The organism is Inhella inkyongensis (assembly GCF_005952805.1).
Taxonomy (GTDB): domain Bacteria; phylum Pseudomonadota; class Gammaproteobacteria; order Burkholderiales; family Burkholderiaceae_C; genus Inhella; species Inhella inkyongensis.
On sequence record NZ_CP040709.1, the window covers coordinates 2390375 to 2412604 of the forward strand.

At 66.5% G+C, this 22230-nt stretch carries 18 protein-coding genes and 2 tRNA genes; 10 read left to right on the plus strand and 10 right to left on the minus strand.

Annotation, left to right across the window (positions count from 1 at the left end; translation table 11 throughout):
* Positions 1 to 83: 83 nt before the first annotated feature.
* Both FF090_RS11380 and FF090_RS11385 read left to right on the plus strand, forming a co-directional pair.
* Positions 84 to 1634 carry a methyl-accepting chemotaxis protein gene (locus FF090_RS11380; RefSeq protein ID WP_138856835.1) on the plus strand — a complete coding sequence of 517 codons (1551 nt, stop codon included), beginning with the start codon at positions 84 to 86 and terminating at the stop codon, positions 1632 to 1634.
* A 26-nt stretch (positions 1635 to 1660) separates the two neighbouring features.
* The gene (locus FF090_RS11385) at positions 1661 to 1990 is read left to right on the plus strand and encodes an energy transducer TonB (RefSeq protein WP_138856836.1); all 330 of its coding nucleotides are present in this window, start codon (positions 1661 to 1663) and stop codon (positions 1988 to 1990) included.
* On the opposite strand, the gene FF090_RS11390 is transcribed toward FF090_RS11385, so the two are convergent.
* Together FF090_RS11390 and FF090_RS11395 are read right to left on the minus strand one after the other, a co-directional pair.
* Positions 1962 to 3239, minus strand: coding sequence for a 3-deoxy-D-manno-octulosonic acid transferase (locus FF090_RS11390; protein ID WP_138856837.1), 1278 nt, complete (start codon positions 3237 to 3239; stop codon positions 1962 to 1964). The genes FF090_RS11385 and FF090_RS11390 overlap by 29 nt on opposite strands.
* 20 nt (positions 3240 to 3259) lie before the next feature.
* On the minus strand, positions 3260 to 4648 hold the full coding sequence (locus FF090_RS11395; protein ID WP_138856838.1) for a phosphomannomutase/phosphoglucomutase: 1389 nt from the start codon (positions 4646 to 4648) through the stop codon (positions 3260 to 3262).
* Positions 4649 to 4798: 150 nt separating this feature from the next.
* Between FF090_RS11395 and FF090_RS11400 the strand changes: the two genes are divergently transcribed.
* Positions 4799 to 5935 (plus strand): sensor histidine kinase, encoded by a 1137-nt coding sequence (locus tag FF090_RS11400; protein WP_175423622.1) that lies wholly within the window; start codon positions 4799 to 4801, stop codon positions 5933 to 5935.
* A gap of 20 nt (positions 5936 to 5955) precedes the next feature.
* A complete protein-coding gene (locus FF090_RS11405) occupies positions 5956 to 6699 on the plus strand; it encodes a LytR/AlgR family response regulator transcription factor (protein WP_138856840.1) in 744 nt (247 codons plus the stop codon).
* On the opposite strand, the gene FF090_RS11410 is transcribed toward FF090_RS11405, so the two are convergent.
* Genes FF090_RS11410 through FF090_RS11420 form a run of 3 tightly spaced genes read right to left on the minus strand, consistent with a single transcriptional unit; the run spans position 6686 to position 8190 of the window.
* On the minus strand, positions 6686 to 7093 hold the full coding sequence (locus tag FF090_RS11410) for a TerB family tellurite resistance protein (RefSeq protein WP_138856841.1): 408 nt from the start codon (positions 7091 to 7093) through the stop codon (positions 6686 to 6688). The genes FF090_RS11405 and FF090_RS11410 overlap by 14 nt on opposite strands.
* A 3-nt stretch (positions 7094 to 7096) precedes the next feature.
* Entirely contained in the window at positions 7097 to 7798 is a 702-nt protein-coding gene (locus tag FF090_RS11415) for a Bax inhibitor-1/YccA family protein (protein ID WP_138856842.1), read from the minus strand.
* A gap of 11 nt (positions 7799 to 7809) precedes the next feature.
* Positions 7810 to 8190, minus strand: coding sequence for an HPF/RaiA family ribosome-associated protein (locus FF090_RS11420; RefSeq protein WP_138856843.1), 381 nt, complete (start codon positions 8188 to 8190; stop codon positions 7810 to 7812).
* A 60-nt stretch (positions 8191 to 8250) separates the two neighbouring features.
* Between FF090_RS11420 and FF090_RS11425 the strand changes: the two genes are divergently transcribed.
* Genes FF090_RS11425 through FF090_RS11440 form a run of 4 tightly spaced genes read left to right on the plus strand, consistent with a single transcriptional unit; the run spans position 8251 to position 12038 of the window.
* The gene (locus FF090_RS11425) at positions 8251 to 9141 is read left to right on the plus strand and encodes a LysR family transcriptional regulator (RefSeq protein ID WP_138856844.1); all 891 of its coding nucleotides are present in this window, start codon (positions 8251 to 8253) and stop codon (positions 9139 to 9141) included.
* 28 nt (positions 9142 to 9169) lie between these two features.
* The gene (locus FF090_RS11430; protein WP_138856845.1) at positions 9170 to 10597 is read left to right on the plus strand and encodes an Ada metal-binding domain-containing protein; all 1428 of its coding nucleotides are present in this window, start codon (positions 9170 to 9172) and stop codon (positions 10595 to 10597) included.
* Positions 10594 to 11169 carry a methylated-DNA--[protein]-cysteine S-methyltransferase gene (locus FF090_RS11435; protein WP_138856846.1) on the plus strand — a complete coding sequence of 192 codons (576 nt, stop codon included), beginning with the start codon at positions 10594 to 10596 and terminating at the stop codon, positions 11167 to 11169. Before FF090_RS11430 ends, FF090_RS11435 begins: the two co-directional genes overlap by 4 nt.
* The gene (locus FF090_RS11440; protein WP_138856847.1) at positions 11166 to 12038 is read left to right on the plus strand and encodes a DMT family transporter; all 873 of its coding nucleotides are present in this window, start codon (positions 11166 to 11168) and stop codon (positions 12036 to 12038) included. Before FF090_RS11435 ends, FF090_RS11440 begins: the two co-directional genes overlap by 4 nt.
* A gap of 4 nt (positions 12039 to 12042) precedes the next feature.
* On the opposite strand, the gene FF090_RS11445 is transcribed toward FF090_RS11440, so the two are convergent.
* The 5 genes from FF090_RS11445 to FF090_RS11465 all read right to left on the minus strand — a co-directional run bounded on the left by FF090_RS11445 (position 12043) and on the right by FF090_RS11465 (position 20260).
* Positions 12043 to 12119: transfer RNA gene (locus tag FF090_RS11445), tRNA-Arg, on the minus strand.
* Positions 12120 to 12192: 73 nt separating this feature from the next.
* Positions 12193 to 14172, minus strand: a complete 1980-nt coding sequence (locus FF090_RS11450; RefSeq protein WP_138856848.1) for an OPT family oligopeptide transporter — start codon at positions 14170 to 14172, stop codon at positions 12193 to 12195.
* A 91-nt stretch (positions 14173 to 14263) separates the two neighbouring features.
* Positions 14264 to 14340, minus strand: a tRNA-Pro gene (locus tag FF090_RS11455).
* Between the two features lie 32 nt (positions 14341 to 14372).
* The gene (locus FF090_RS11460) at positions 14373 to 17669 is read right to left on the minus strand and encodes a UvrD-helicase domain-containing protein (RefSeq protein ID WP_246071571.1); all 3297 of its coding nucleotides are present in this window, start codon (positions 17667 to 17669) and stop codon (positions 14373 to 14375) included.
* A gap of 2 nt (positions 17670 to 17671) precedes the next feature.
* A complete protein-coding gene (locus FF090_RS11465; protein WP_138856850.1) occupies positions 17672 to 20260 on the minus strand; it encodes a PD-(D/E)XK nuclease family protein in 2589 nt (862 codons plus the stop codon).
* Positions 20261 to 20419: 159 nt separating this feature from the next.
* Between FF090_RS11465 and trxA the strand changes: the two genes are divergently transcribed.
* The gene (gene trxA / locus FF090_RS11470) at positions 20420 to 20749 is read left to right on the plus strand and encodes a thioredoxin TrxA (protein ID WP_138856851.1); all 330 of its coding nucleotides are present in this window, start codon (positions 20420 to 20422) and stop codon (positions 20747 to 20749) included.
* Positions 20750 to 20924: 175 nt separating this feature from the next.
* Positions 20925 to 22190, plus strand: coding sequence for a transcription termination factor Rho (rho, locus tag FF090_RS11475; RefSeq protein WP_138856852.1), 1266 nt, complete (start codon positions 20925 to 20927; stop codon positions 22188 to 22190).
* Positions 22191 to 22230 lie beyond the last annotated feature (40 nt).

Genomic DNA, 22230 nt, shown 5'->3' on the forward strand with positions numbered 1-22230 from the left:
GGCAGGCCCCCAGGCGGCGGGCGCTGATTGACCGCTAGCATTGCCTCTTGTCCTTGCCCACCCCTTGACTGCGGGATCGAGATATGAGCTTTCTTCGTCAGATGCGCATCAGCCACCGCCTTTGGTTGAGCTTCGGTCTGTTGATCGTGCTGCTGGTTGGCATCGGCATCTATGGCGCCAACAGCGCCTCACGCCTGGCCAAGGATTTGGACCGCACCGCCAACATCAGCCTGGTGAAGATTGAGGCAGTGCAAGGCGCAGAAGACCAAATCAGCGTGATTGCCCGCGCCACCCGCGATCTGCTGCTGCTGGACGCAGCCAATCAAATCAAGAAGCAACAAGCGGCCATCGACACCGCCATCGAGGAAAGCAACAAGCTCCTCAGCGCCCTGGAAGGCCGCGTCGACAGCGACAAGGAGCGCGCGCTGCTGGCCCAGATGAAGGAGCGTAAGGACAAGCTGATGGCCGCCGTCGCCAAGTTCCGCGGCATCCAAAAGGATGGCAGCCCGGACGAGGCACGCGAGAGCCTGATCGGCGACATCCGCCCCGCGCAGGCCGCTTACCAAGAGAGCCTCAAAGGCATGGTGGACCTCCAGTTTGAGAGCGCCCGCAGCCTGGCTGAGGAAGGCTCGGCCGTGGCCAATTCGGCCAAGCTGATCACGATCGGCCTGCTGCTGGTGGCGGTGGTCATCGGCGTCGGCGGCAGCTGGGCGATTGCCAACACCATCGTGCAGCCGGTGGAAACCGCGCGCGCCGCCGCCGAGGCCATTCGCAGCGGCGACCTGACGCATGAGATCCGCGTTCAGGGTCAGGACGAGCTCAGCCAGATGCTGACCTCGATGCAGGAGATGCAATCTGCACTCTCAGGTGTGCTGGCCAGCGTGAATGCCGCGGCGAGCGAAGTGGCCGACAACGCCAATGCCATTGCCCACAGCAACCAGGATTTGAGCGAACGCACCTCGCGCTCCGCCGGTAATTTGCAGACCACCGCCGCCTCGGTGGAGCAGATTGCCGCCAATCTGAGCGGCGCCAGCGAGCTGACCCGCAAGGCAGCCGGCATCGCCACCCAGGCCCGAAGCTCCGCCTCCACCGGCGGTCAGGTGGTCGGCCGTGTGGTGGCCACCATGGAAGAGATCAGCGCCAGCTCACGCCGCATCGGCGACATCATCGGCGTGATCGATGGCATCGCCTTCCAGACCAACATCCTGGCGCTGAATGCGGCCGTCGAAGCGGCGCGCGCCGGTGAACATGGCCGTGGCTTTGCCGTCGTGGCCTCCGAGGTGCGCGCGCTGGCCAGCCGCGCGGCCGATGCCGCCAAAGAAATCAAAGTGCTGATCAGCGAATCCACCGTCAAGGTGGAGAACGGCACCTCGCTGGTGAACAACGCCGGCAACACGATCCGCTCGGTGGTCGACGAGGTCAACAACATGGGCCAGCTGATCGAAGAGATCTCGCTCTCGGCCCAGGAACAAGCCGGCGGTGTGGCGGTGGTCAACCAGGCCATGAACGAGTTGGACCGCAGCACCCAGCAAAACGCCAGCTTGGTGAGCGAACTCAATCAAAGCACCGAAGCCCTCACCGGCTCTTCAGCCCGGCTGTTGGAGGCCGTGGCTTACTTCCGTACCCAGAACTAAATCCGCAGATTCAAGGAGTCCCTGCAATGAGTTGGTTTGCTCGCACAAACGCCAAGGTCCTCGCCCTTGCCCTGATCCTGGGCGCCAGCACGGCCATGGCTGCACCCAAAGTCATCAAGAAGGTGCCGCCCGAGTTTCCGGCCGAAGCCGCGCGCAAGGGGGTCAATGCCGGTTCGGTGAAGGCCAAGCTGACCATCGGCCCTGATGGTTCGGTGCTGGAAGTGGAAATCGTCGAAGCCGAACCCAAGCGGGTTTTTGACAAGGCTTCGATCGAGGCCCTGAAGGGCTGGAAGTTCGAGGGCTCGGGTCAAAAAGAGACCCACGAAATCAAGCTGGTCTATCGCAACGAGGAATAAGCCGCTCGGCCATGCGAGCCGCCGCGCCCCGATGGGCGCCGGCAAATTCAGCAGCCGCCCGCGCCATTTGGCCCAGGGCGGCTTTTTCATTCAGAAGCTGCTGAGCGAGGCGCAGCGCCTCCTGGGCATCGGCCACCCGACGTGCCGCGCCGGCAGCCAGAGAAAGCTCCGCCGCCTCCGCGAAATTGAAGGTGCTGGGTCCCATCAGCAAAGGGCAACCACAGGCCGCCGCCTCAATCAGGTTCTGCCCGCCCAGCGCCTCGAAACTGCCGCCCAACAGCGCCACATCGGCCAGCGCGTAATAGAGGGCCATCTCGCGCATCGAGTCGCCCAGCCACAAGGGGCTGCTCAGCGCCTGGGCATCGGGACCGGACGGGCCCCAGCGCGAACGGCGCGCCACGCCCGGCATCAGGGCTGCCACTTCATCAAAACGCTGTGGGTGCCGAGGCACGATCAAGAGCCGCGGGCGCGGCGCCGGCAATTGCTGCCAGGCCGCGAGGAGCAGCGCCTCCTCCCCCTCGCGCGTGGAGGCCGCCAACACCAAGCCCTGCTCGCCCAGCAGCGCACGCCACTGGCCGGCCAGCGCCAGCAATGCCGGATTGGGCGCGAGGTCGTACTTCAAATTGCCCACCACCTCGACCTGCGGGCAGCCCATGCGACGCAGGCGCTGGGCATCGGCCTCGGTCTGAGCCAACACCGCGCGCAAGCGCGCAGCGGCCACGCCCAATAGCGCCGGGGCGCGCTCCCCCTTGCGCAGGCTACGTTCACTCAGGCGCGCATTGGCCAAGTCGACTGGCACCCCGGCGGCCTGTGCCGCCGCCAACAACTGGGGCCACGCCTCGGTTTCCATCAGCACGCCCTGACGCGGTTGCCAGTGGGCGAAAAAGCGACGCGTGGCACCCGGTGTGTCCAGGGGCAGCCACGCCTGGGCATCGCCGGCGCGCAAAAGCTCGGCACCCGCAGCCCGGCCGGTGGCCGTGGTGTGCGTAAGAAGCAGTCTCAGACCCGGCTCACGTTCGCGCAGCGCTGCAATCAGCGGTGCCGCCGCGCGCGTCTCGCCCAAGCTGACGGCATGCAGCCACAACCAGCCGGCGCCGGGCGCCGGGCCTGAGTACCAAGCCAGACGCTCCGACAGCGCCTGCCGATAACCCGGTTCGACCCGACCCCGTCGCCACCAACGCAGCAACAAAATGGGCGTGGCCAGGCGCATGGCCCAGCCCCACAGACCCAGCGCGAGGGCCTTGGGCATGGGGCTCAACGGCCTGGGGCTCAATGCCCAGCGGTCGTGGTCGCGTCCGGCTTGACTTTGAGCAGTTCGCCCATCACCTCGGCCTGCACACGCTCCAGCGCTTCTTGCGTGTGCCCTTCGAAGCGCAACACCAGCACTGGCGTGGTGTTGGAGGCGCGGATCAGGCCGAAGCCGTCCTTGTACTCAACCCGCAGGCCATCGATGGTGATGACTTCCTTGGCGTTGGGGAACTTCGCCACCTCCAGCAGCTTGGCCACCACGGCGTGGTGCTCGCCCTCTGCGCAGGGCACGTTCAGCTCGGGCGTATTGACCGAATCCGGCAAGCTGTTGAGCAGCTTGCTCGGGTCCTTCTCGCGACTCAGGATTTCGAGCATGCGTGCGGCGGTGTACATGCCGTCGTCAAAGCCGTACCAGCGTTCGTTGAAAAAGATGTGGCCGCTGAGCTCACCGGCAATGGGCGCGCCGGTTTCCTTCATCTTGGCCTTGGCCAGCGAGTGCCCGGTCTTCCACATCAGCGGACGGCCGCCGTGCTTCTTGATCCAGGGCGCCAGGCGCTGCGTGCACTTGACGTCAAAGATGATCTCGGCGCCAGGTACGCGGGTCAGCACGTCCTTGACGAGCAACATGTACTGGCGGTCCGGCATGATGACCTTGCCGTCCTTGGTGACGATGCCCAGTCGATCGCCGTCACCGTCAAAGGCCAAGCCCAGCTCGGCGTCGCAGGCGTGCACGATCTTCTTCAGGTCTTCCAGGTTCTCGAGCTTGCTGGGGTCCGGATGGTGGTTGGGAAAGTCGCCATCTACCTTGGAGTAGATGTCGATGACTTCGCAGCCCATGGCGCGCAGGATGGCCGGGGCCGAGGCGCCAGGGATGCCGTTGCCGCTGTCCACCACCACCTTCATCGGGCGCGCCAGCTTGCAGTCGCTGACGATGCGCTGCAGGTACTCGGCCTGGATATCCATCTGCGCAGCACGGCCCTTGCCCTTGGCGTAGTCCTCGGCCTCGATGCGACGACGCAGGCCTTGGATTTCCTCCCCGAACACGGCGTGGCCGGCCAGCACCATCTTGAAGCCGTTGTAGTCCTTGGGGTTGTGACTGCCAGTGATCTGGATGCAGCTATTGCAACCGTGTTTGCCGCGCGTGGCGGCCACGTAATAGGTCATCGGCGTGGTGACCATGCCGATGTCCACCACATCCACCCCAGTGGAGCGAAGACCACGGATCAAGGCCGCAGCCAGCTTGGGGCCGGAAACACGACCATCACGACCCACCACCACGGCCTTCTCGCCCTTCGCCCGGGCCTCGGTGCCGAAGGCGCGGCCGATGTGCTCGGCCAGCTTCTCATCGAGGTTCTTGCCCACGATGCCGCGGATGTCATAGGCCTTGAAGATGGTCGCGTCGACTTGCATGGTGTGTGAACCTTGTTTCTTTTGAGGCGCGGGATTGTAGGGAGCCCGCCTGCAGCGAGTTACTGCGGCGTTTCGTCGATTGGTCGCAATCGCTGTCGATTGGTCGCGCGCCCGCGGATGAGCCGGTGCAACTGGCTAGAGTGCGCGGCCATGTCATCCCTGCTCCCCACCCTGCGCCTGGCGCAACAGGACTTCTTCAAGCTGCGCAAGCACCGGCCCGCACCGGCCTGGGCCCTGTGGCTGCTGACCCTGATCTACAGCCTGGGCTTCGGGCTGGGCTTCATGGTGATTGCGGGTGTGCTGGGCCGGCAGTGGAACTCATTGAGTTTTTGGCAGCAGTCCGCCCTGCCCTTCATTGCGGTGGCCCTGGTGATTGGCCTGGTGGTGCACAGCGTCTTCAGCCTCATCGAGCACTTTGCACCCCAGCGCTTCATCGATTGGAGCAATGGGGAACCCACCCTGGCGGTCGGCGCCTTCTTTGGACTGAGCATCACGGCCTGCGTGGGCCTGGGGGTCATGCTGTCCAGGCTGCTGCTCGGGGGTTTGCCTGGCATGCAGCATGTCAGCTGGCAGCCCAGCCAAAGCTGGAGTGGTTTTCTGGTGCTGGCTGCCTTCATCAGCGTGATCGCCAGCCTCTGGGCCTGGCAGGAATGGCGCGAGGAGCAACTCAAGCGTCAGGCCCAGGAGGCCCAGTTGCGCCTGCTGCAGGCCCAGATCGAACCGCACTTCCTCTTCAACACCCTGGCCAATGTGCGCAGCCTGATTGACTGCGAGCCCCGGGCCGCCGGCGAACTGCTGGATGCCTTCACCGACCATCTGCGCGCAAGCCTCTTGTCGATGCGCTCCGAGCGGGTCTCGCTCGACAAAGAGTTGGAGCTGGTGGGGCATTACCTGCGCCTGATGCAACTGCGGATGTGCGAGCGCCTGCAGTTCCACATCGAAGCCGACGACGCGGCCCGCCAGGCCCTGCTGCCGCCGCTGCTGCTGCAGCCCTTGGTGGAAAACGCCATCCAGCATGGATTGGAGTGCCAGGTCGAGGGCGGTACGGTGCGTATCAAGGCCACGGTCGAGACTGGCACCCTGCGGATTCAGATTCAAGACGACGGCCGCGGCCTGGAGGCCCCGCGCCGCAGCGACCGCAAGGGCCATGGCGTGGCGCTGAACAATATCCGGGAACGCCTCAAGAGCCGTTACGGCGAAGCAGGAACACTGCAATTGCACGCCGCCCTGCCGCGCGGGACCGAGGCCCTGATCGCCCTGCCCTATCAAACTCAATCATCAAACTGAAGCATCAAACTGAAGCGTCCATGCCCACCGCCCTGATTGCCGACGACGAACCGCATCTGATCCGCCACCTGGAAACCCTGCTGGGCCAGGCCTGGCCCGAGCTACAAATCGTGGCCCGGGCCCGCAACGGTCTGGAAGCCGCGCAGCAGATTGCAGCCCAGCAACCTGATTTCGCCTTCCTCGACATCCAGATGCCGGGCCTCACCGGACTGGAAGTGGCGCAGGGCATAGAAGGGGACACGCGCGTCGTGTTCGTGACCGCCTACGACGAATACGCCCTGCCCGCCTTCGAGGCCGCCGCGCTGGACTACCTGCTCAAACCCTTGCAACTGGCGCGCCTGGAGCGCACCGTGGCCCGCTTGCGCGAAGCCCTGCCGCAAGCCGAGACCGATCAGCAGTTGCATCAGGCGCTGCAAAGCCTGGCCCCGCGTGTCGGCACCCCGCTGCGCTTTGTGCGCGCCAGCCAGGGCGAGCTCACACACCAGATCGCCGTGGCCGACATCCTCTACTTCCACGCCGACGACAAATACACCGTCGTCCAGACCGCCCAGGGCGAGCACCTGATCCGCACGCCGATTGCCGAGCTGCTGACGCTGCTGGACCCCGAGACCTTCTGGCAGGTGCACCGGTCCACCATCGTCAACGTCAGCCACCTCAGTGGCACGCGGCGCGATGACAACTCGCGGCTCTTCGTGCGCTTTCACGGCCATGCCCGCGAGTTGCCCGTGAGTCGCGCCTATGTGGCGCGCTTCAAGGCCATGTAGCACTGGCGGCGCGAACCGCGCCTGACCAGTGATGGGCGGTAAGCGCCAGCAGGCGCCCCTCTCCATCGCTCAAATGCGCATCGGCCTCTGCCACCGCCACACACAGCGCCAGCACCTGCGCACGCAGCGCCGGGTCCCGCACCTCGTCCAGTAGCGCCGGCAGCAGATGGCTGTCGACCGCCCCCTGCCACTGCGAGGCCTGCGGGGTCAGAAGGTCCTCGCAGAGTTCGCGCAGCACCTGCAGCAATTCGGTAGCGCTCAGGCCCAGACGTTCGGCAGCGCGCATCCGCCCCAGGGCTTCGAACTCGCTGGGACTGGCCACTCCGTCGCTGATCAAAGTGAGGGCCACGATGCGGGCCGCGGCCTGGGGACTGTTCATCGGGTAGCTGCGCATGGTTCACTCGTTTTGGTTGGCAAAGCCCAGCAAGGCCAGCAGGCTGCTGAACAGGTTGTAGATCGAGAGATACAGGCCCACCGTGGCCATCACGTAGTTGGTCTCGCCGCCCTGCACGATTCGGCTGGTCTCGAACAAGATCAAGCCAGCAGACAACAGCGCGACCGCGCCTGCGACGGCCAGGGACAGCGCCGGGATCTCGAAGAAGACGGCCGCCAGCCCGGCCAGCAACGCCAGCACCATGCCGGCCATCAGGAAGCCGCCCAGGGCCGAGAAGTCGCGGCGGCTCACCAGGGCATAGGCGGACAGCGACAGCACGATCAAGCCCGTGGCCGCCAAGGCCAGCGCCACCGTCTGGGCCCCGCCCGGCAGGGCCAAGTGCTGCCCCAGCACCGGCCCCAGTGAATATCCCAGGAAGCCGGTGAGGGCGAAGACCGCCGGGATGGCCGCCGCCCGATTCCGCAGTTTGTGCACCAGAAAAAACAGGCCCAAGGTGCCCACCAGGCTGAGCACCAGCCCGGGGTGTGACCAACCAAGCAGTACGCCGGCAGCGGCTACCCCGGCCGAGAACAGCAAGGTCAGCGACAGCAGCGCATAGGTGTTGCGCAGCACCCTGTGCACGGGCGGTGCCAGCGTGGCCGGCCCAACCGAAGCGGACCGTGCGACCTGCCCCCAGGCCCTTGTGTCGTTCGAAAGATGGTTCACGACAGCTCCCTTCAAGAATCAGACAAGAGATCGCGCCCGGCCAGGCCAGTACGCACTGCACGACGACGCCGCTCCAGCAGGCGACGCAGGCCACGCTGCAGTCGCTGCGTCGCCTGCGCCAAGGCCACACCCCATTCGCTGTGCCGCGCGTGCGCGCACACATGCTGGCCCGTCCGAGTCTGGAGCTGCAGCAGACACTCCTTGTCGGTGCCCCCGCGTGGACCATTCAAATCCGCCAGCCGCAGTTCGATGCGCGCCACGCTCTCACCCAGACGCCAGAACTGCTGCGCAAGACGCGCCCGCAGACGTTGGCCATTCACCGGGAAGCCCCGGGCAATCACCTGAATTTCCATGTCGTCCTCTTGTCCCCATTCCGTACGGGGTGAGGCCATGGTGCCGCCGCCATCAATTCGAATAAAGCAGAGAATCACGAATCGTTTGATCGATAAAACATGAACTACAACCACCTGCACTACTTCTGGGTCGTGGCCACCGAGGGCAGCATGTCGCGCGCCGCCGAGCGCCTGGGCGTGGCGGTGCAGACCATCAGCAGCCAAGTGCGTGCCCTGGAGCGCAGCCTGGGCGCAGCCTTGTTCCGGCCCGAAGGACGGGGGCTGGCGCTGACGCCCGCCGGTCAGGCCGCCTGGCGGCAGGCGGATGAGATGTTTCGTCTGGGAGAGCGCCTGCCCGAGCTGGTACGCGAAGCCGATGGCGAGCCCATCCTGCGCCTGGCCGTCGGGCTGGTGGACGGCCTCCCCAAGCTTTTGGTACATGCCCTGCTCACCCCCATCTTGAATGAGCCGCGCTTGCGCCTGCAGTGCTTGGAGGATCGGCCCGAAGCGCTGCTCGCGGCCCTGGCCTTGCATCGCCTCGATCTGGTGCTGACCGATCGTCTGCCCGGCCCGAACCCCAACCTGAAGGTGTACGCGCACCGATTGGGCAGTTCGGGTTTGAGCTGGTGGGGCACGCCAAATTGGGCCGAGCGCGCGCGTGACCGTTTCCCGCACAGCCTTGGAGAGCTGCCTGTCCTGCTACCCAGCCCGCACGCGGCCGTGCGCATGCAAGTGGATCGCTGGTTTGCGAGCCACGGCCTGCGCCCGCAGGTGGTGGGGGAGTTCCAGGACAGCGCGCTGCTCAAGACTTTTGGCGCGAGCGGACTGGGCCTGTTCCCGGCCGTGGACCGGGTGCAGGACGACTTGCGCCAACGCTATGGCGTCGAGCGCATCGGCGCGCTGGATGACGTGCAGGAGGAGTTCTTTGCGCTCAGCACCGAGCGCGTGGTGCACCACCCCTTGGTGAAGCGACTGATGCAACCAGCAACAGGTCCGGAAACAGCAGCTTGAGCGCCAGCAGACGCCCACAATGGGGCGCATGAATGCCCTCCGGCCCCTGGACCCCACAGCCTGCTACAGCGCCCTGACCGCACGCGACCCGCGCTTCGACGGGCATTGGTTCGTCGGCGTCAGCTCCACCGGCGTCTACTGCCGTCCGGTCTGCCGCGTGCGCACGCCCAAGGCCGCGAACTGCAGCTTCTACGAGCACGCCGCAGCCGCCGAAGCAGCGGGCTACCGCCCCTGCCGCAAATGCCGGCCTGAGTTGGCGCCGCGCGCCTTCTCCACCCTGGTGGCCAGCCAGCAATTGGCCGAGGCCGCCCGCGAGCGCCTGGATGGCGGCCTGGATCTGCCGATGACGGCCGTGGCCGAACAGCTCGGCGTCACCGACCGTCACTTGCGTCGCATCTTCCAGTCGCACTGGGGAGTGAGCCCGCTGCAGTACCAGCAGACCCAACGCCTGTTGCTGGCCAAGGCCCTGCTCACGGACACCGGATTGCCCGTCGGTGAAGTGGCCGCCCGCGCCGGCTTTGGAAGCACCCGCGCCTTTCAGGCCGCTTTCACACAGCACTACCGGCTCAGCCCGCTGGCCCTGCGCAACGGCCGGCGCGCCGGCTCCGGCGCTGCACGCCTGGAGCTGGGCTACCGCCCCCCCTACGCCGTGGCCGAGTTGCTGCGCTTCCTGGCGCGACGCGCCGTCCCTGGCGTTGAATCTGTCGACGAAGCGCAGGGCCGGATCGAGCGGGCCTGGCCCCTGCCCGACGGTCGCTGGGGCAGCCTGGTGCTGCAGTTCTGCAACCGGGATCGTGTCGAGCTGACGCTCTCGCCCCTGTTGTGGACGGCGCCGGCAGCCGTTCGAGCCGGCGTGCGGGCCTGGTTGGACCTGGACGCCGACCCCACGGCCATCCAAGAGCGGCTGCAGGCCGCAGGCATCGAGGCCGTACCGGGCCTGCGCCTACCCGGCTGCCCGGATCGCTTCGAGCTGGGCCTCCGCGCCATCCTCGGCCAACAGGTGACGGTGGCGGCTGCGCGCACCTTGGCCACGCGCTTGGTGGAGCGCTTCGGCGCGCCCTTGCCTGCGGGCGAAGCCCTGGGCCCGCAGATCACGGCGCGCCTGCCTAGCGCAGCCGAGCTGGCCGTGGTGCCCGCCGAAGCCCTGGCCGCCCTGGGGCTGCCGCTCAAGCGCGCACAGGCCCTGGTGGGGCTGGCGCAGGCCTGGCCGAACCTCGCGTTTGCACAGCGCCGTGGCGATCCCCTGGCCGCGGAGCAGGAACTCACCCAGCTGGCCGGCATCGGCCCCTGGACGGCCGCCTATTTACTGATGCGCGGCTGGCCCTGGCCCGATCGCTTCCTGCCCGGCGATGTGGTGCTGAAGAACGCCCTGAAGAACCAGCCCGCGCTCGCACCCGAGCTCAGCGCCCCCTTTCGCAGCTATGCCGTGCTGCAAATTTGGAATGCCACCCCATGAACCGCAGCGCACGTACGGGCCAATTCTCTGGCCAATTCGTTGGCCAATGCCGCATTGACACCCCCTTTGGCCCGACCTTGATGCGCCGCACCGCGGCCGGTCTGGCCGGCCTGTGGCATGACGAGCAGGCCCACCACCCGGGCTGGCAGACCCTGCCGGACGAACCCGATCACCCCTGGTTCCGCCATACCCAAGCCTTGCTCAATCATTGGGCCGGCTTGAACGCTGACCCGGCTCTGCCACCCCTGGACCCGCAAGGCACCCCGTTTCAGCAGCGGGTCTGGGCCTTGCTGCTGCAAATTCCGCGCGGCCGTTGGACCAGCTATGGCGAGTTGGCGCGGCGCCTGGGGGATCCCAAAAAAAGCCGGGCCGTGGGGGCGGCGGTGGGACGCAATCCGATCGGTGTGCTGATCCCCTGTCACCGCGTCCTGGGCCATGACTGCAGCCTGACTGGCTATGCCGGTGGCCTCCCGATGAAACGCCAACTACTCGACTGGGAGGGCGTGGCCTATCGCGAGAACTCAATGGGCAGCGACGCCCGCCAACTCAGCCTCTTGGGGACCCCCGCATGAAGGCGCGCGACCTCCTCGACCTGATGCTGCTGGGTGCCATCTGGGGCGCGTCCTTTCTCTTCATGCGCCTCTCCAGCCCCGAGTTCGGGCCGTTGACCCTGGCTTTCCTGCGCGTGGCGGGTGCGGCCTTGCTCTTGCTGCCCATCCTGGCCTGGCGCCATGGCTTGCAAAGCTGGCGCGGCAAGGGCTCGGCCCTGCTGGCGGCCGGCTTCCTGAACTCCGCCCTGCCCTTTGCCCTTTATGCCTATGCGGCTTTGCATCTGCCCACTGCGCTGTCCAGCATCCTGAACGCCACCGTGCCCATGTGGGGGGCAGTGGTGGCCTGGGTTTGGTTGGGGCAGCGGCCCGGCCCCTGGCGCGTCCTGGGCCTGGCGTTGGGCTTTGCCGGGGTGAGCTGGCTGGTGCTGGCGAAATCCGGCGCCAGCCTGGAGGGCGAGACCCGGACCCTGGCCGTGCTGGCCTGCGCACTGGCCACGCTCAATTACGCCATCGGCGCGGTGGCCACCAAGCGCTGGCTGGGCGATGTCCCCCCGGTGGCGGTGGCCGCCGGCAGCCAGTTGGGTGCCAGCCTGTGTCTGCTGCCCTTCGGCCTGTGGGCCTGGCCCAGTGCGACGCCCAGCCCCAGCGCCTGGCTCAGCTTGCTGGCCCTGTCGCTGCTGTGCACCGGAGTGGCCTATCTGTTCTATTTCCGGCTCATGCATCGCATCGGCCCCACCCAGGCCGTCACGGTGACCTTTTTGATTCCGGTCTTTGCGGTGATCTGGGGCGCCGTCTTCTTGCACGAGGCGCTGACGCTGTCGATGCTGGGCGGCGGTCTGCTCGTGCTGGCTGGCACGGCGCTGGCGCTGGGCTTATGGCCCAGACGCTAAGAACTGGCCCGACGGGAGGGACTCGAACCCCCGACCTGCTGCTTAGAAGGCAGCTGCTCTATCCAGTTGAGCTACCGTCGGTCTTCCATGAAGAAGGGGCTCCGTAGAGCCCCTTCGCATTGTGCCTTGCTCGATTCCTCGATCAGGCCAAAGATCAGGCCAAGAGCACGTTGATGATGGCGTTGCCGATACCCATCAGCGCGGCGCCCGAGATCAGGCCGGCGCAGATCGGCTCCAGGCCTTCCACCCACACGCGATGGCCCTTGCTGGCGGGGTCCTTGTGCTTGCGACCCATGGCCCAGAAGATCAGCGCGCCGACGAACATGGCCAGCACCGACTCCGGCGGCAGCACCACACCCAGGCCGATGGCCACGGCCGAGAGCGGGAACTTGCCCTTGGTCTTGACGCGCAGCACCTCGATCACCACAGCAGCCAGAGCCGCCACGGCCATCGAGATCACGGCGGACTCGGGCAGGCCCTTCAGGCCCTTGGCGATGATCTCGGCCACGCCCTTCCACTGCAGCGCAGCAGGCATCGCGAACTGGTCGCTGACGATGGTGCTGACCGAGCGCACGCCATTCACTTCCGGCAGGAACAGCAGGAAGAACAGCGGCACGCAGAACAGCACGCCCGCCAGGTTGCCGATCACATGGCCGATGGCCTGGTGGCGCGGCTTGCCGCCCAGCATGTAGCCGGGCTTGATGTCCGACAGCAGGTTGGCGGCATTGGAGGCGATCTCCGAGGTCATGGCCGCGGGCAGCAGGTTGGAGCCCGGGTTGCTGCGGTCGATGGCACCCATGGTGAACTGGGTGATCTTGGCCATAGAGCCCGTCGGGGTCCAGGAAGTCAGCGCCATCGAGTTCGTGCAGATCAGGGTCAGCACAAAGATCAGCGGCAGGGAGACCAGCGAAATCCAGAACGGCACACCGAAGAAGGCATGGGTGACATAAGCACCCAGCACCGAGAACACCGGCACACCGACATAGCTGATCCACAGCGGCAGTTCGATGTCCTTGAGCACGTCCGTGCCTTGCTTGTCCTGCTTCTTGCCCAGGCTCTTGAAAGCGGCCGTGAAGATCTCGGGCTTGGCGGCCAGGCTCACCAGAGCGCCGACGACCATCATGGTCACGCCCCACCACAGCGACCACTGGTTGACGATCTCACCGCGGTTGAGCGGAATAACCGTGCCATTGGCGGCGATGCGCGGTGCGATGTCGCCGAGCTGGATCATCATGGGCGCGAGCACCACGAAGTTGATGAAAGCGCCCAGCATGCAGCTGGCAGCCACGGCAATGCCCATCAGGCCGCCAACACCCAGCATGGCGGCGTCCAGCGTGAAGCGCAGGCCCAACTGGCGGATGTCGGTGCCCAAGATGCTGGGAATCCAGCCTTCGGCCTTCACCGCCCACTGGTAGTAGTAGTGATCGAGGCGCTCATGGAAGTGCCAGACCTCTTTGACGCCGGCCCACTTGTCCAGCATCAGGATCTTGAACTGCACCAGCTTCATCCAGCCATCGCTGGCCAGGGCCTGGTAGAGCGCCGTCAGGCCACCCACCACACCCAGCAGCTTGGCCTTGAACACGCCCTCGCTGCCTTCGCCGTGATAGAGGGAATCCAGCACCACGCCGCAAGCGCGGCCTTCGGGGAACGGGGCCTGGTCTTCGTTGATGAACTTGCGCTTCATCGGGAAGGCCAGCAGCACACCGATGGCCGAGACCACAAAGATCCAGATCATCAGCTGCCACCAGGTCGGGATGACCCCTGTCACCAGAATGTAGGCGGCCAGACTGGAGAACAACGGCGAGACCACGTAGCCGGCCGCCGTGGCGATCGACTGGGTGCAGTTGTTTTCCAAGATGGTGTAGTCACGCGCCATGCCGCTGGCAGCGATGGCCCGGAACAGCGCGAAGGCCAGGATCACCGAGGTCAGGCCGACGCCGATGCCGATGCCGGTCTTGGCGCCGATGTAGAGGCCCGTGGCCGACAAGATGCCGCCGAGCAGGAAGCCGGTCAGGCCCGAGCGCAGGGTCAGCTGCGCCATATCGGCCTTGTAGACGTTCTCCAGCCACCAGCGGTCTTTTTGCTCGCGGCTCCAGGTTTGGACTTGTTCGTCCGTCAGGTGCAAGAGGGCCATCTCGTCCTCAGGGTTTATCCGGGGTGACAAGCGCGCATGCAAAAAGAGGACCGAAAGGTCCTCTAGATGGAAACGCGACGATAAGAAGTTTTGGTCGGGGCGAGAGGATTCGAACCTCCGACCCTCTGCTCCCAAAGCAGATGCGCTACCAGACTGCGCTACACCCCGACGAAACCGCGCATTCTAGGCGCAGTTTTGCTTCACACCGTTTCCATCGCCGGCCACGGGTGTAAACGCCCATCTGCGCTGATGAAAGCGCCGCGCACCGCGTCCGCAGGCTCGAGGGCCTGGACGGCCCGCACATAGCGCTCCATCTGCAACTGGTACTCCGGCACCGTGGCGGGCGCCGGGTGCAGCTTGTAGTCCAGCACCCACCATTCCCTTCCTCCTTCACGCCGACCCTGACACTCTCGGCAAACCAGGCGATCCAAGCGAATCTCCTGCCCCTGCCAAACCAGTCCGACTTCGTTGCCCGCCCAGAGCAGACCGGCATGGTCCAAGAACGGCGCCAGCGCCTCGCTGCCGAGCAGGCCCTTCACCCAGTCCGCCAAACTCTGCTGGGCCCGCGCGTCCAGCCCATACATCTGCGCCGCCGCAGCCAGCCACTGGGCCAATTCGACACGCTGCGCCCCGGGTTGCGTGGCCCACTCCATCACCCTGTGCAGGGCCTCGCCCAACTGGGCCGAGCGCGGGTCCTCGGCCTGCCCGCAAGCCTGTGGCCGGGCGGCCGGCTCGCCGCTCGACTGGGGCCCTGGCGGCGGCAGGCAAGGCAGCGGCGGCCGCTCCAGCGCATGCGCAAGCTGTGCCTCGGGCAGGGGATGTGGCCAGGGCGGCAGGTGCGCCAGCAGGCTCCAAGCGCTGGCCGAGTTGGCGCCGCGCAGAGCCGCAGTCCGGCTGACGACCAACTGGCGCCGCGCACGGGTCAGGGCCACGTAGAGCCCATTGAGCTCCTCGCGCCGGCGCTGGGCCATTTCTTCGTCCATCGCCGCTTGAAGCTGCGGAGGTGGGCGCGACTCACTGGCCAAGAAGGCCACCGTGGTCGGCCCGGGCGCCTCCACCGGCCAGTCGATCAGTAAGGTGGATGACTGCGCCCGTGCGGGTGCCGCATCGGCGTCCACCAGGATCACCGTATCCGCCTCCAAACCCTTGGCGCCGTGAATGGTCAGCAGTTGCACCCCCTGCCCATGGGCCCGCACAGGCACCACCAGCGGGCGCTGGCGCAGGGCACGCACAAAGCCATAGAGGCTCCAGTAGCGCCCGCCGTCCAGGTTCAAGGCCTGATCCAGCAGGGCATCGATGGCAGCCCAGCGCGGCCACAGGACCGCCGGACTGAGACGCGCCGCCACCCGGGCCTTGAATTCGCCCTCGGTCAGCACGCGCTGTAGGGCCTCGAAGGCACAGGCGTGCCGCAGCTCCTGCCACCATGCCCCCATGAGTTGCTGGGCCCGTGCCAGGCCCAAGGCCTGCGCCTGCGCTGGCGGCAATGCCAACAGACTGGTCAACCAGGACTGCCCTGCCGCCGCCGCAGCTGCCTGCAGCCCCAGCAGCGCCGATTCATCCACCCCGAACAGCGCGCTACGCAACACCCGGGCCAAGGCCAGGTCGTGGCCCGGCGAGGCCAATACATCCAGCACCGCCAGCAGATCCAACACCTCGGGGCAATCGATCAGCGCCTGGGACTCCGGGGTCTCGTGGGCGATGCCACGCTCGCGCAGTCCAGCCGCCACGGCGGCCAGCGCATCGCGCTTGCGCGCCAGCACCATGATGTCCGTGGGCGCCAGGGCATCGCGTTGCAACAGGTCTTGCACCAAGGCCGCCACCCGCCGCCCCTCAGCCGCACGCCGTTGCACCTCTGCACCCTGCCGGGCTTGTTCGAGGCTGGGGCGCCAGGCCGATTCCGCCTCCTCCCCCATCTCTTCTTCGCCTTCGGCCTGCGCCGGCGGGGCATCCAGGGTCCACACCGCACCGATCGGATCTTGAGAGGCGCCCTGATGCGGTCGAAAGCCTAGGAAAGCTCCACCGCGCATCAGCGGCTCAAACACCCTGTTGACGCAGTCCAGCACTGCCGGCGCGTTGCGACGCGTGCGGTCGCAGCTCAGGCGCAGCCCCCCCAAACCCTGCACCACAAAGTCAGCCGCCGCATGGAAGACCCGAGGTTCGGCGCGACGAAAGCGATAGATGCTCTGTTTGGGGTCGCCCACCACAAACACACTGAGTGCCGCCCCACTGCCCGACCCTGCATAGGCACTGAGCCAGGCCTGCAGGGCCTGCCACTGCAGCGGACTGGTGTCCTGGAACTCATCGATCAGCAGATGCCGCACCTGCAGATCCAGCTGTTGCTGCAGCCACCCGGCTTGAACCGGATCTCCCAGCAAGGTGCAAGCGCCCAGCTCCAGGTCGCCCATGTCGATACAACCCCGCTCGCGCTTGAGCGCCGCGAATTCCTGGGCCTGGGCTTGGGCCAGCTGCAGCAAGGCCTGGTGGTCTTGGTGGGCCCACCATTGCTCGCGATCGGCCTGCAGTTGCTCAAAGGCCGCAACCGCATCGCGCCATTCGGCCGATGCGCTGGCTTCGGGCAGCTTGCGCACCGATCCGGTGGAAGTGAACAAGGCGGCCCTTGCGGCCGCAAAGCCGGCTTCGGCTTCATCGCACAGCAGGGCATCGACCAGTCCCGCCGCCACCTTTTGCGCCGTGGCCTTGCCTTGCCCCAGGCCCCGGGCTGCGGCTTCCATCAGGGGTCGCAGCGCGGACCAAGCCGCGATGGGATCCTCCTGCCAACTCGAAGGTGCGGGCACGCTGCGCCCGGCGGCTTCGGCACCCAGATCCAACTCGACACGCCGCTCCAGCGCGGCATCCAGCCAATCACGCAGCTTCGAGAGCCCATGCCGGCGCACCAGATGGAAATAAGCCTCACGCAGCGCATCGGCCTGGATCACACGGCGCCGGAAGCGCCGCCCCAGTGCCACGGACAGCTCGCTGGCGTCCTCGATCAGCCGCAACTCTGGGGCCAGGCCGAGGCGGTGCAATACATCGACCGGTGCCGCGCGCAGCAGTTGGGCAAACCAGGCGTGAAAGGTGTGCACCTCAACCGCTTGACCTTGCGCCAACAAACGCCCCTGCAGGCCGCGCAACTGCGGCAGCAAGTCCTGCGCCTGAGGCGCCGTCAGTCCGCGTTGCTGCAGGGCCTGCTGCAAGCTGGCGTCGTCCGCCTGCGCCCATTCGGCCAACCAGTCGTCGAGGCGCTCACGCATCTCGGCTGCGGCCTTGCGCGTGAAGGTGATGGCAACGATCTGGTCCGGCTGCGCTCCTGCAAGCAGCGCCCGCACCATGCGCGACACCAGCATCCAGGTCTTGCCGGCACCCGCACAGGCCTCCACCACCACCGAGCGATCCACCGAGCAAGCGGCGGCATAGAAGGCCTCGGGCGTCACCGCCGCGTCATCGATGCAGTAGCCCAAACTCAGACCCAAACTCAATCCCTTGGAATCGCTTGTCACACTCAAGGCTGGGCACTCCAGTCGTCGCGCCGGCACAAGCCGCGCATTTCGCAAAAGCCGCAGACCGCCTCCTCGCCCAGGGCCCGCAGGGGCTGACCCGCGCGGATCGCAAGCAGGTCGGCGGCCAGCCCTTCGCGCAGTTGCTCGGCGCTGGTTTGCAAGTCCGGATGCGACAGTTCGTTCACTTGGCCTTTGGTGTCCAAGGCGATGTAGCTGGCGCTGCTGACCGGCTGGCCCATGGCCTGCAAGAGCGCGGCATAGAACGGCAGTTGGGTGTCCTCTCCGGCTTGTTTGAGTTTGTCGCGCAAGGCGCTGGCCGAGCCCGTCTTGAAATCCAGCAAGAGCCGCTGCCCGGCGTCGATTGCGCCGACACGATCAATGCGATCAATGCGCCCCTGCCACACCAAAGCTGCCAACGCCGGGTCGGCATGGTCAGCCCACACCGGGGCCTCAACCGGCCACTCGCGTTCGAGCACCGCCTGCCCGGCTTGTACCTGCCCCAACCACCAGGCCAGGTAAGGCACACGCCAGCGCTCCAACAAGGCGGCCAAGCCCAGGGCCTGGGCATCGTCCTGCTGCTGTAGCAGAGCCTGCGCGCAAGCCTGCCAGCGAGCGCCCCCCTCCTCCATCGAGGAAATGGGCTGCTCATGCAGCGCGGCCAACAGGGCGTGCAAGCCTTGGCCCAGGTCGCGGGCGTCGGCGTCTTCGTCCAACTCATCGGCCTCGCGCAAACGCAGCCGGCGTTGGGCAAAAAATCGATAGGGGCAGGCGCGCAGGGTCTCGGCCGCCGCTGCGCTCCAGTGCTCGGGTAACCAACCGGACAGGCCGACCTGCGCCTGGACCAGGGGCGCCTCGGGCAAGCGCTGCATCGAACGCGCGTCCGCAGCGCCAGATAAAGGACCCACCAACGCCACCAGCCGCCGCAAGGGCCAGCCGGGCTCCAGGTGCACAGATCCTGCCGTGCGCGCCCGCAGCAGACACACAGCTGGGGCACGCAACAGCTGACAAAAAGCCTGCCACTGCGCCGCTTGCGCCCTCTCGTGATGCGCCAAGCCCAGGCGCTGTGCCAGGCTGTCGCTCAACAAGGCCGGCGCCACCCTTCCCAGGGCCATGCTCTGGGCATCACAGCCCGCCAACAAAACCCGGTCGAAAGGCCGCAGCAAGGCGCGCGACAAGGGGGTGATGAACAGCTGCGGATCGGCCACCACCAGCGACGGCGTGGCACTGGTGCGCAGGCGCTCGTCCACCCAATCCAACCAATCACCCGCTTCAATCCGTACGCCTTGCAGCACCGCCTCGGTGGCACTGCCCGGCCACGGCTTGCGCGTCAACCAGAGGGCTTCACCCAGCGCCAGCAGCTCGGGCTCGGTGCGCAGGCGCTCCTCCAACCCGCATTGCTCCAGCAAGTCCCGTAAACCCTGAAGCCAGAGCCCCAGGCTGCGTGCCCCACCGCCCAAGCGCTCCAGGCGCGGCCGCAGGCCATCCAGCAAGGCTTGAGCGGGCGCCGGCGCACTGCGCACACCTCGCCATTGCGCCACCGACTGCCGGCGCGCCCAGCCCTCCAGTTCGCCCAGGGCCTTCGCCTCGATGAACTGCGGCGCCAGCGGGCTCTTGAGCCAGGCCAGCAAGTCGTCCAGCCCTCCACCCAGCACGGCTCGGAGCAGATGCATGAGCGCCGCCGCCGCGCTCTGGGCCGACAGCGTGGCGCCCGTTTCGTCGTGGATGCGCAAGCCATAGGGCTGCAGCAAGGCCAGCACCCGCCGCACCAGCGACCGATCCAGCGCAATCAAGGCCACCCGTTCGCCGGGCACCGCCTGCAGCACTTGCATTGCACAGCGCAGGGCCAGGTCCTGGGCGTCTTCGGCCAAGTCTTCTTGCACCCGCCCTTTGGCCAGGGTCAACCAAGGTGCCGGGGCGTCATCTGCGCTCAAAAGCAGGCTCGGCACGGCGCTTTGCTTCAACACGGCGCGCGCCAACAGATCCGGCTCACCCGCTTCAACCAAGATCCAGGCCTTGGCGCGATGAGCAAACAGGCGATCGGTGGCTGGTGCGGCAGCGGTCTGCGCCCAGGCCAGCGCCAGGTTGCCCAAGAGGCCTTCCCAAGCCGGGGCCTGATCCGCCCGCTGCTGCAACAGCCCCTGCGCCGTCTGCCACCACGCCTCACGCTCATGGGGTGCGAGCTCGGTGGCACGGCGCATCAAGGCGTGCGTGAGTTCAACCACCCGAGCACAGAGCAAGCGCAGGCCGCGCTCGCCACCCGGCATCTCGGCCGGCGATAGGCCTTGCTGGGTCAGCAGCTGACGCGCCAGCAAGCTGTCGGTGGCCAAGTCACCGCTGGGCTCCGAAGCCCGCGCCAAGGGGCTGGGACCCAAGGCTGAAGCCAGGCTGCGGGTGGTTTCGATACGCGGCGCCCAGCCCGCGCCGAACGCGCGCCGAGCCAAGGGCAGTTGTTGCACAAAGGGCAGCAGCAGTACAGCCTCTTGCGGCGCCACCCCTTGCTCAGCCAACCATGTGCGGACCTTGTCGGCCAGGCCCTGCCAAAACGCCTCAACGCCGCCTTCTAGAGGCCAAGCTCCCGCCCAAACTTCCACCCTGGCTCCTGTAGGCCTGCGCCCGCTGGGGCGATCACCCCTTGTGTAAGAATCATTCTGCCCTCACCTGTGGGGCCAGCCGCCAGCTCTGACCCGCAGCGGCCGCAGCGGGATCGGCGCTGCCGACCCGACTCCCCCACCCAGACTAGGAATTCCCCCATGAGCAGCGAACTGATCAAGCACGTCACCGACGCCTCCTTTGAAGCCGACGTCATCCAATCCGGCACCCCCGTGCTGGTGGATTACTGGGCCGAGTGGTGCGGCCCGTGCAAGATGATCGCCCCCATCCTGGACGAGGTCAGCGCGGCCAATCAGGGCAAGCTGCAAATCGCCAAGATGAATGTGGACGAGAACCGCGAAGTGCCGGCCAAGTACGGCATTCGTGGCATCCCCACGCTGATGCTGTTCAAGAACGGCCAGCTGGCCGCCACCAAGGTGGGCGCACTGTCCAAGGCGCAACTGCAGAGCTTCCTGGACGCGCACCTATAATCGCGCCCCAACAGCCGCCGCCCTGCACATCCGGGCAGCGGCTGTCCCCCTGCGATCCCCCGAGCCGAAAGCTTGCAGCGCGATCCGGGCCCTCCCAAGACCTTTCCGTTGTTCCGCCGCCAGCCATTGCGCTGGCTCTGCTCCAACCTCGGAGCGAAGGACCGATAGGACCCTCATGCATCTTTCCGAACTCAAAGACCAGCACGTCTCCGCCCTGATCCGCATGGGCGAAGAGCTGGAGATCGAAAACGTCACGCGCATGCGCAAGCAGGAGCTGATGTTCGCGATCATGAAAAAGCGGGCCAAGGCCGGCGAGCAGGTCTTTGGCGACGGCGTGCTCGAAGTGCTGCCCGATGGCTTCGGCTTCCTGCGCGGCCTGGACACCAGCTTCATGGCCAGCACGGACGACATCTACCTGTCGCCCAGCCAGATCCGCCGCTTCAATCTGCACACCGGCGACATGGTCGAGGGCGAAGTGCGGGTGCCCAAAGATGGCGAGCGCTACTTTGCCCTCGTGAAGGTGGACCGCATCAACGGCCTGCCGCCCGAGGACAGCAAGAACAAGATCATGTTCGAGAACCTGACGCCGCTGTTCCCCAAGGAACAGTTCAGGCTCGAACGCGACAACTTCAAGGGCGAAGAAAACGTCGCCAGCCGCATCATTGATCTGGTGGCGCCCATCGGCAAGGGCCAGCGCGCCCTGCTGGTGGCCCAGCCCAAGACCGGCAAGACGATGCTGATGCAGCATCTCGCCCACTCCATCGTGGCCAACCATCCGGAAGTGCACCTGATCGTGCTGCTGGTGGACGAGCGCCCCGAAGAAGTGACCGAAATGGTGCGCACCGTGCGCGGCGAGGTCATCAGCTCCACCTTCGACGAGCCGGCTGCTCGCCATGTGCAAGTGGCCGAGATGGTGATCGAGCGCGCCAAACGCCTGGTCGAACTCAAAAAGGATGTGGTGATCCTGCTGGACTCGATCACCCGCCTGGCCCGCGCCTACAACAATGTGCTGCCCAGCTCCGGCAAGGTGCTGACCGGCGGCGTGGACGCCAATGCCCTGCAGCGCCCCAAGCGCTTCTTCGGCGCCGCGCGCAATGTCGAGGAAGGCGGCTCGCTGACCATCATCGGCACGGCGCTGATCGATACCGGCTCCAAGATGGACGAGGTGATCTACGAGGAATTCAAGGGCACCGGCAACTGCGAGATCCATCTGGATCGCCGCATGGCCGAGAAGCGGGTCTACCCCTCGATCCTGATCAACCGCAGCGGCACCCGGCGTGAGGAACTACTCCTCAAGCCCGAAATCCTGCAAAAGACCTGGATCCTGCGCAAGCTCCTCTATCCGATGGACGAGATCGAGGCGATGGAGTTCCTGCTCGACAAGATGAAGGCGACGAAGAACAACCACGACTTCTTCGACCTGATGAGGAGAGGTGGCTGAGGTCGGAGCGAGAAGGGTCCTGGGGACCCTTCGACCCCGA

Excerpts from the sequence above, each read along its gene's own strand:
- FF090_RS11440 (WP_138856847.1), top strand. The coding sequence starts at position 11,166 with ATGAAGGCGCGCGACCTCCTCGACCTGATGCTGCTGGGTGCCATCTGG.
- FF090_RS11390 (WP_138856837.1), bottom strand. The coding sequence starts at position 3,239 with ATGCCCAAGGCCCTCGCGCTGGGTCTGTGGGGCTGGGCCATGCGCCTG.
- FF090_RS11430 (WP_138856845.1), top strand. The coding sequence starts at position 9,170 with ATGAATGCCCTCCGGCCCCTGGACCCCACAGCCTGCTACAGCGCCCTG.
- FF090_RS11435 (WP_138856846.1), top strand. The coding sequence starts at position 10,594 with ATGAACCGCAGCGCACGTACGGGCCAATTCTCTGGCCAATTCGTTGGC.
- FF090_RS11385 (WP_138856836.1), top strand. The coding sequence starts at position 1,661 with ATGAGTTGGTTTGCTCGCACAAACGCCAAGGTCCTCGCCCTTGCCCTG.
- FF090_RS11405 (WP_138856840.1), top strand. The coding sequence starts at position 5,956 with ATGCCCACCGCCCTGATTGCCGACGACGAACCGCATCTGATCCGCCAC.
- FF090_RS11410 (WP_138856841.1), bottom strand. The coding sequence starts at position 7,093 with ATGCGCAGCTACCCGATGAACAGTCCCCAGGCCGCGGCCCGCATCGTG.
- FF090_RS11450 (WP_138856848.1), bottom strand. The coding sequence starts at position 14,172 with ATGGCCCTCTTGCACCTGACGGACGAACAAGTCCAAACCTGGAGCCGC.
- FF090_RS11400 (WP_175423622.1), top strand. The coding sequence starts at position 4,799 with ATGTCATCCCTGCTCCCCACCCTGCGCCTGGCGCAACAGGACTTCTTC.
- FF090_RS11380 (WP_138856835.1), top strand. The coding sequence starts at position 84 with ATGAGCTTTCTTCGTCAGATGCGCATCAGCCACCGCCTTTGGTTGAGC.
- rho (WP_138856852.1), top strand. The coding sequence starts at position 20,925 with ATGCATCTTTCCGAACTCAAAGACCAGCACGTCTCCGCCCTGATCCGC.
- FF090_RS11420 (WP_138856843.1), bottom strand. The coding sequence starts at position 8,190 with ATGGCCTCACCCCGTACGGAATGGGGACAAGAGGACGACATGGAAATT.
- FF090_RS11395 (WP_138856838.1), bottom strand. The coding sequence starts at position 4,648 with ATGCAAGTCGACGCGACCATCTTCAAGGCCTATGACATCCGCGGCATC.
- FF090_RS11425 (WP_138856844.1), top strand. The coding sequence starts at position 8,251 with ATGAACTACAACCACCTGCACTACTTCTGGGTCGTGGCCACCGAGGGC.
- trxA (WP_138856851.1), top strand. The coding sequence starts at position 20,420 with ATGAGCAGCGAACTGATCAAGCACGTCACCGACGCCTCCTTTGAAGCC.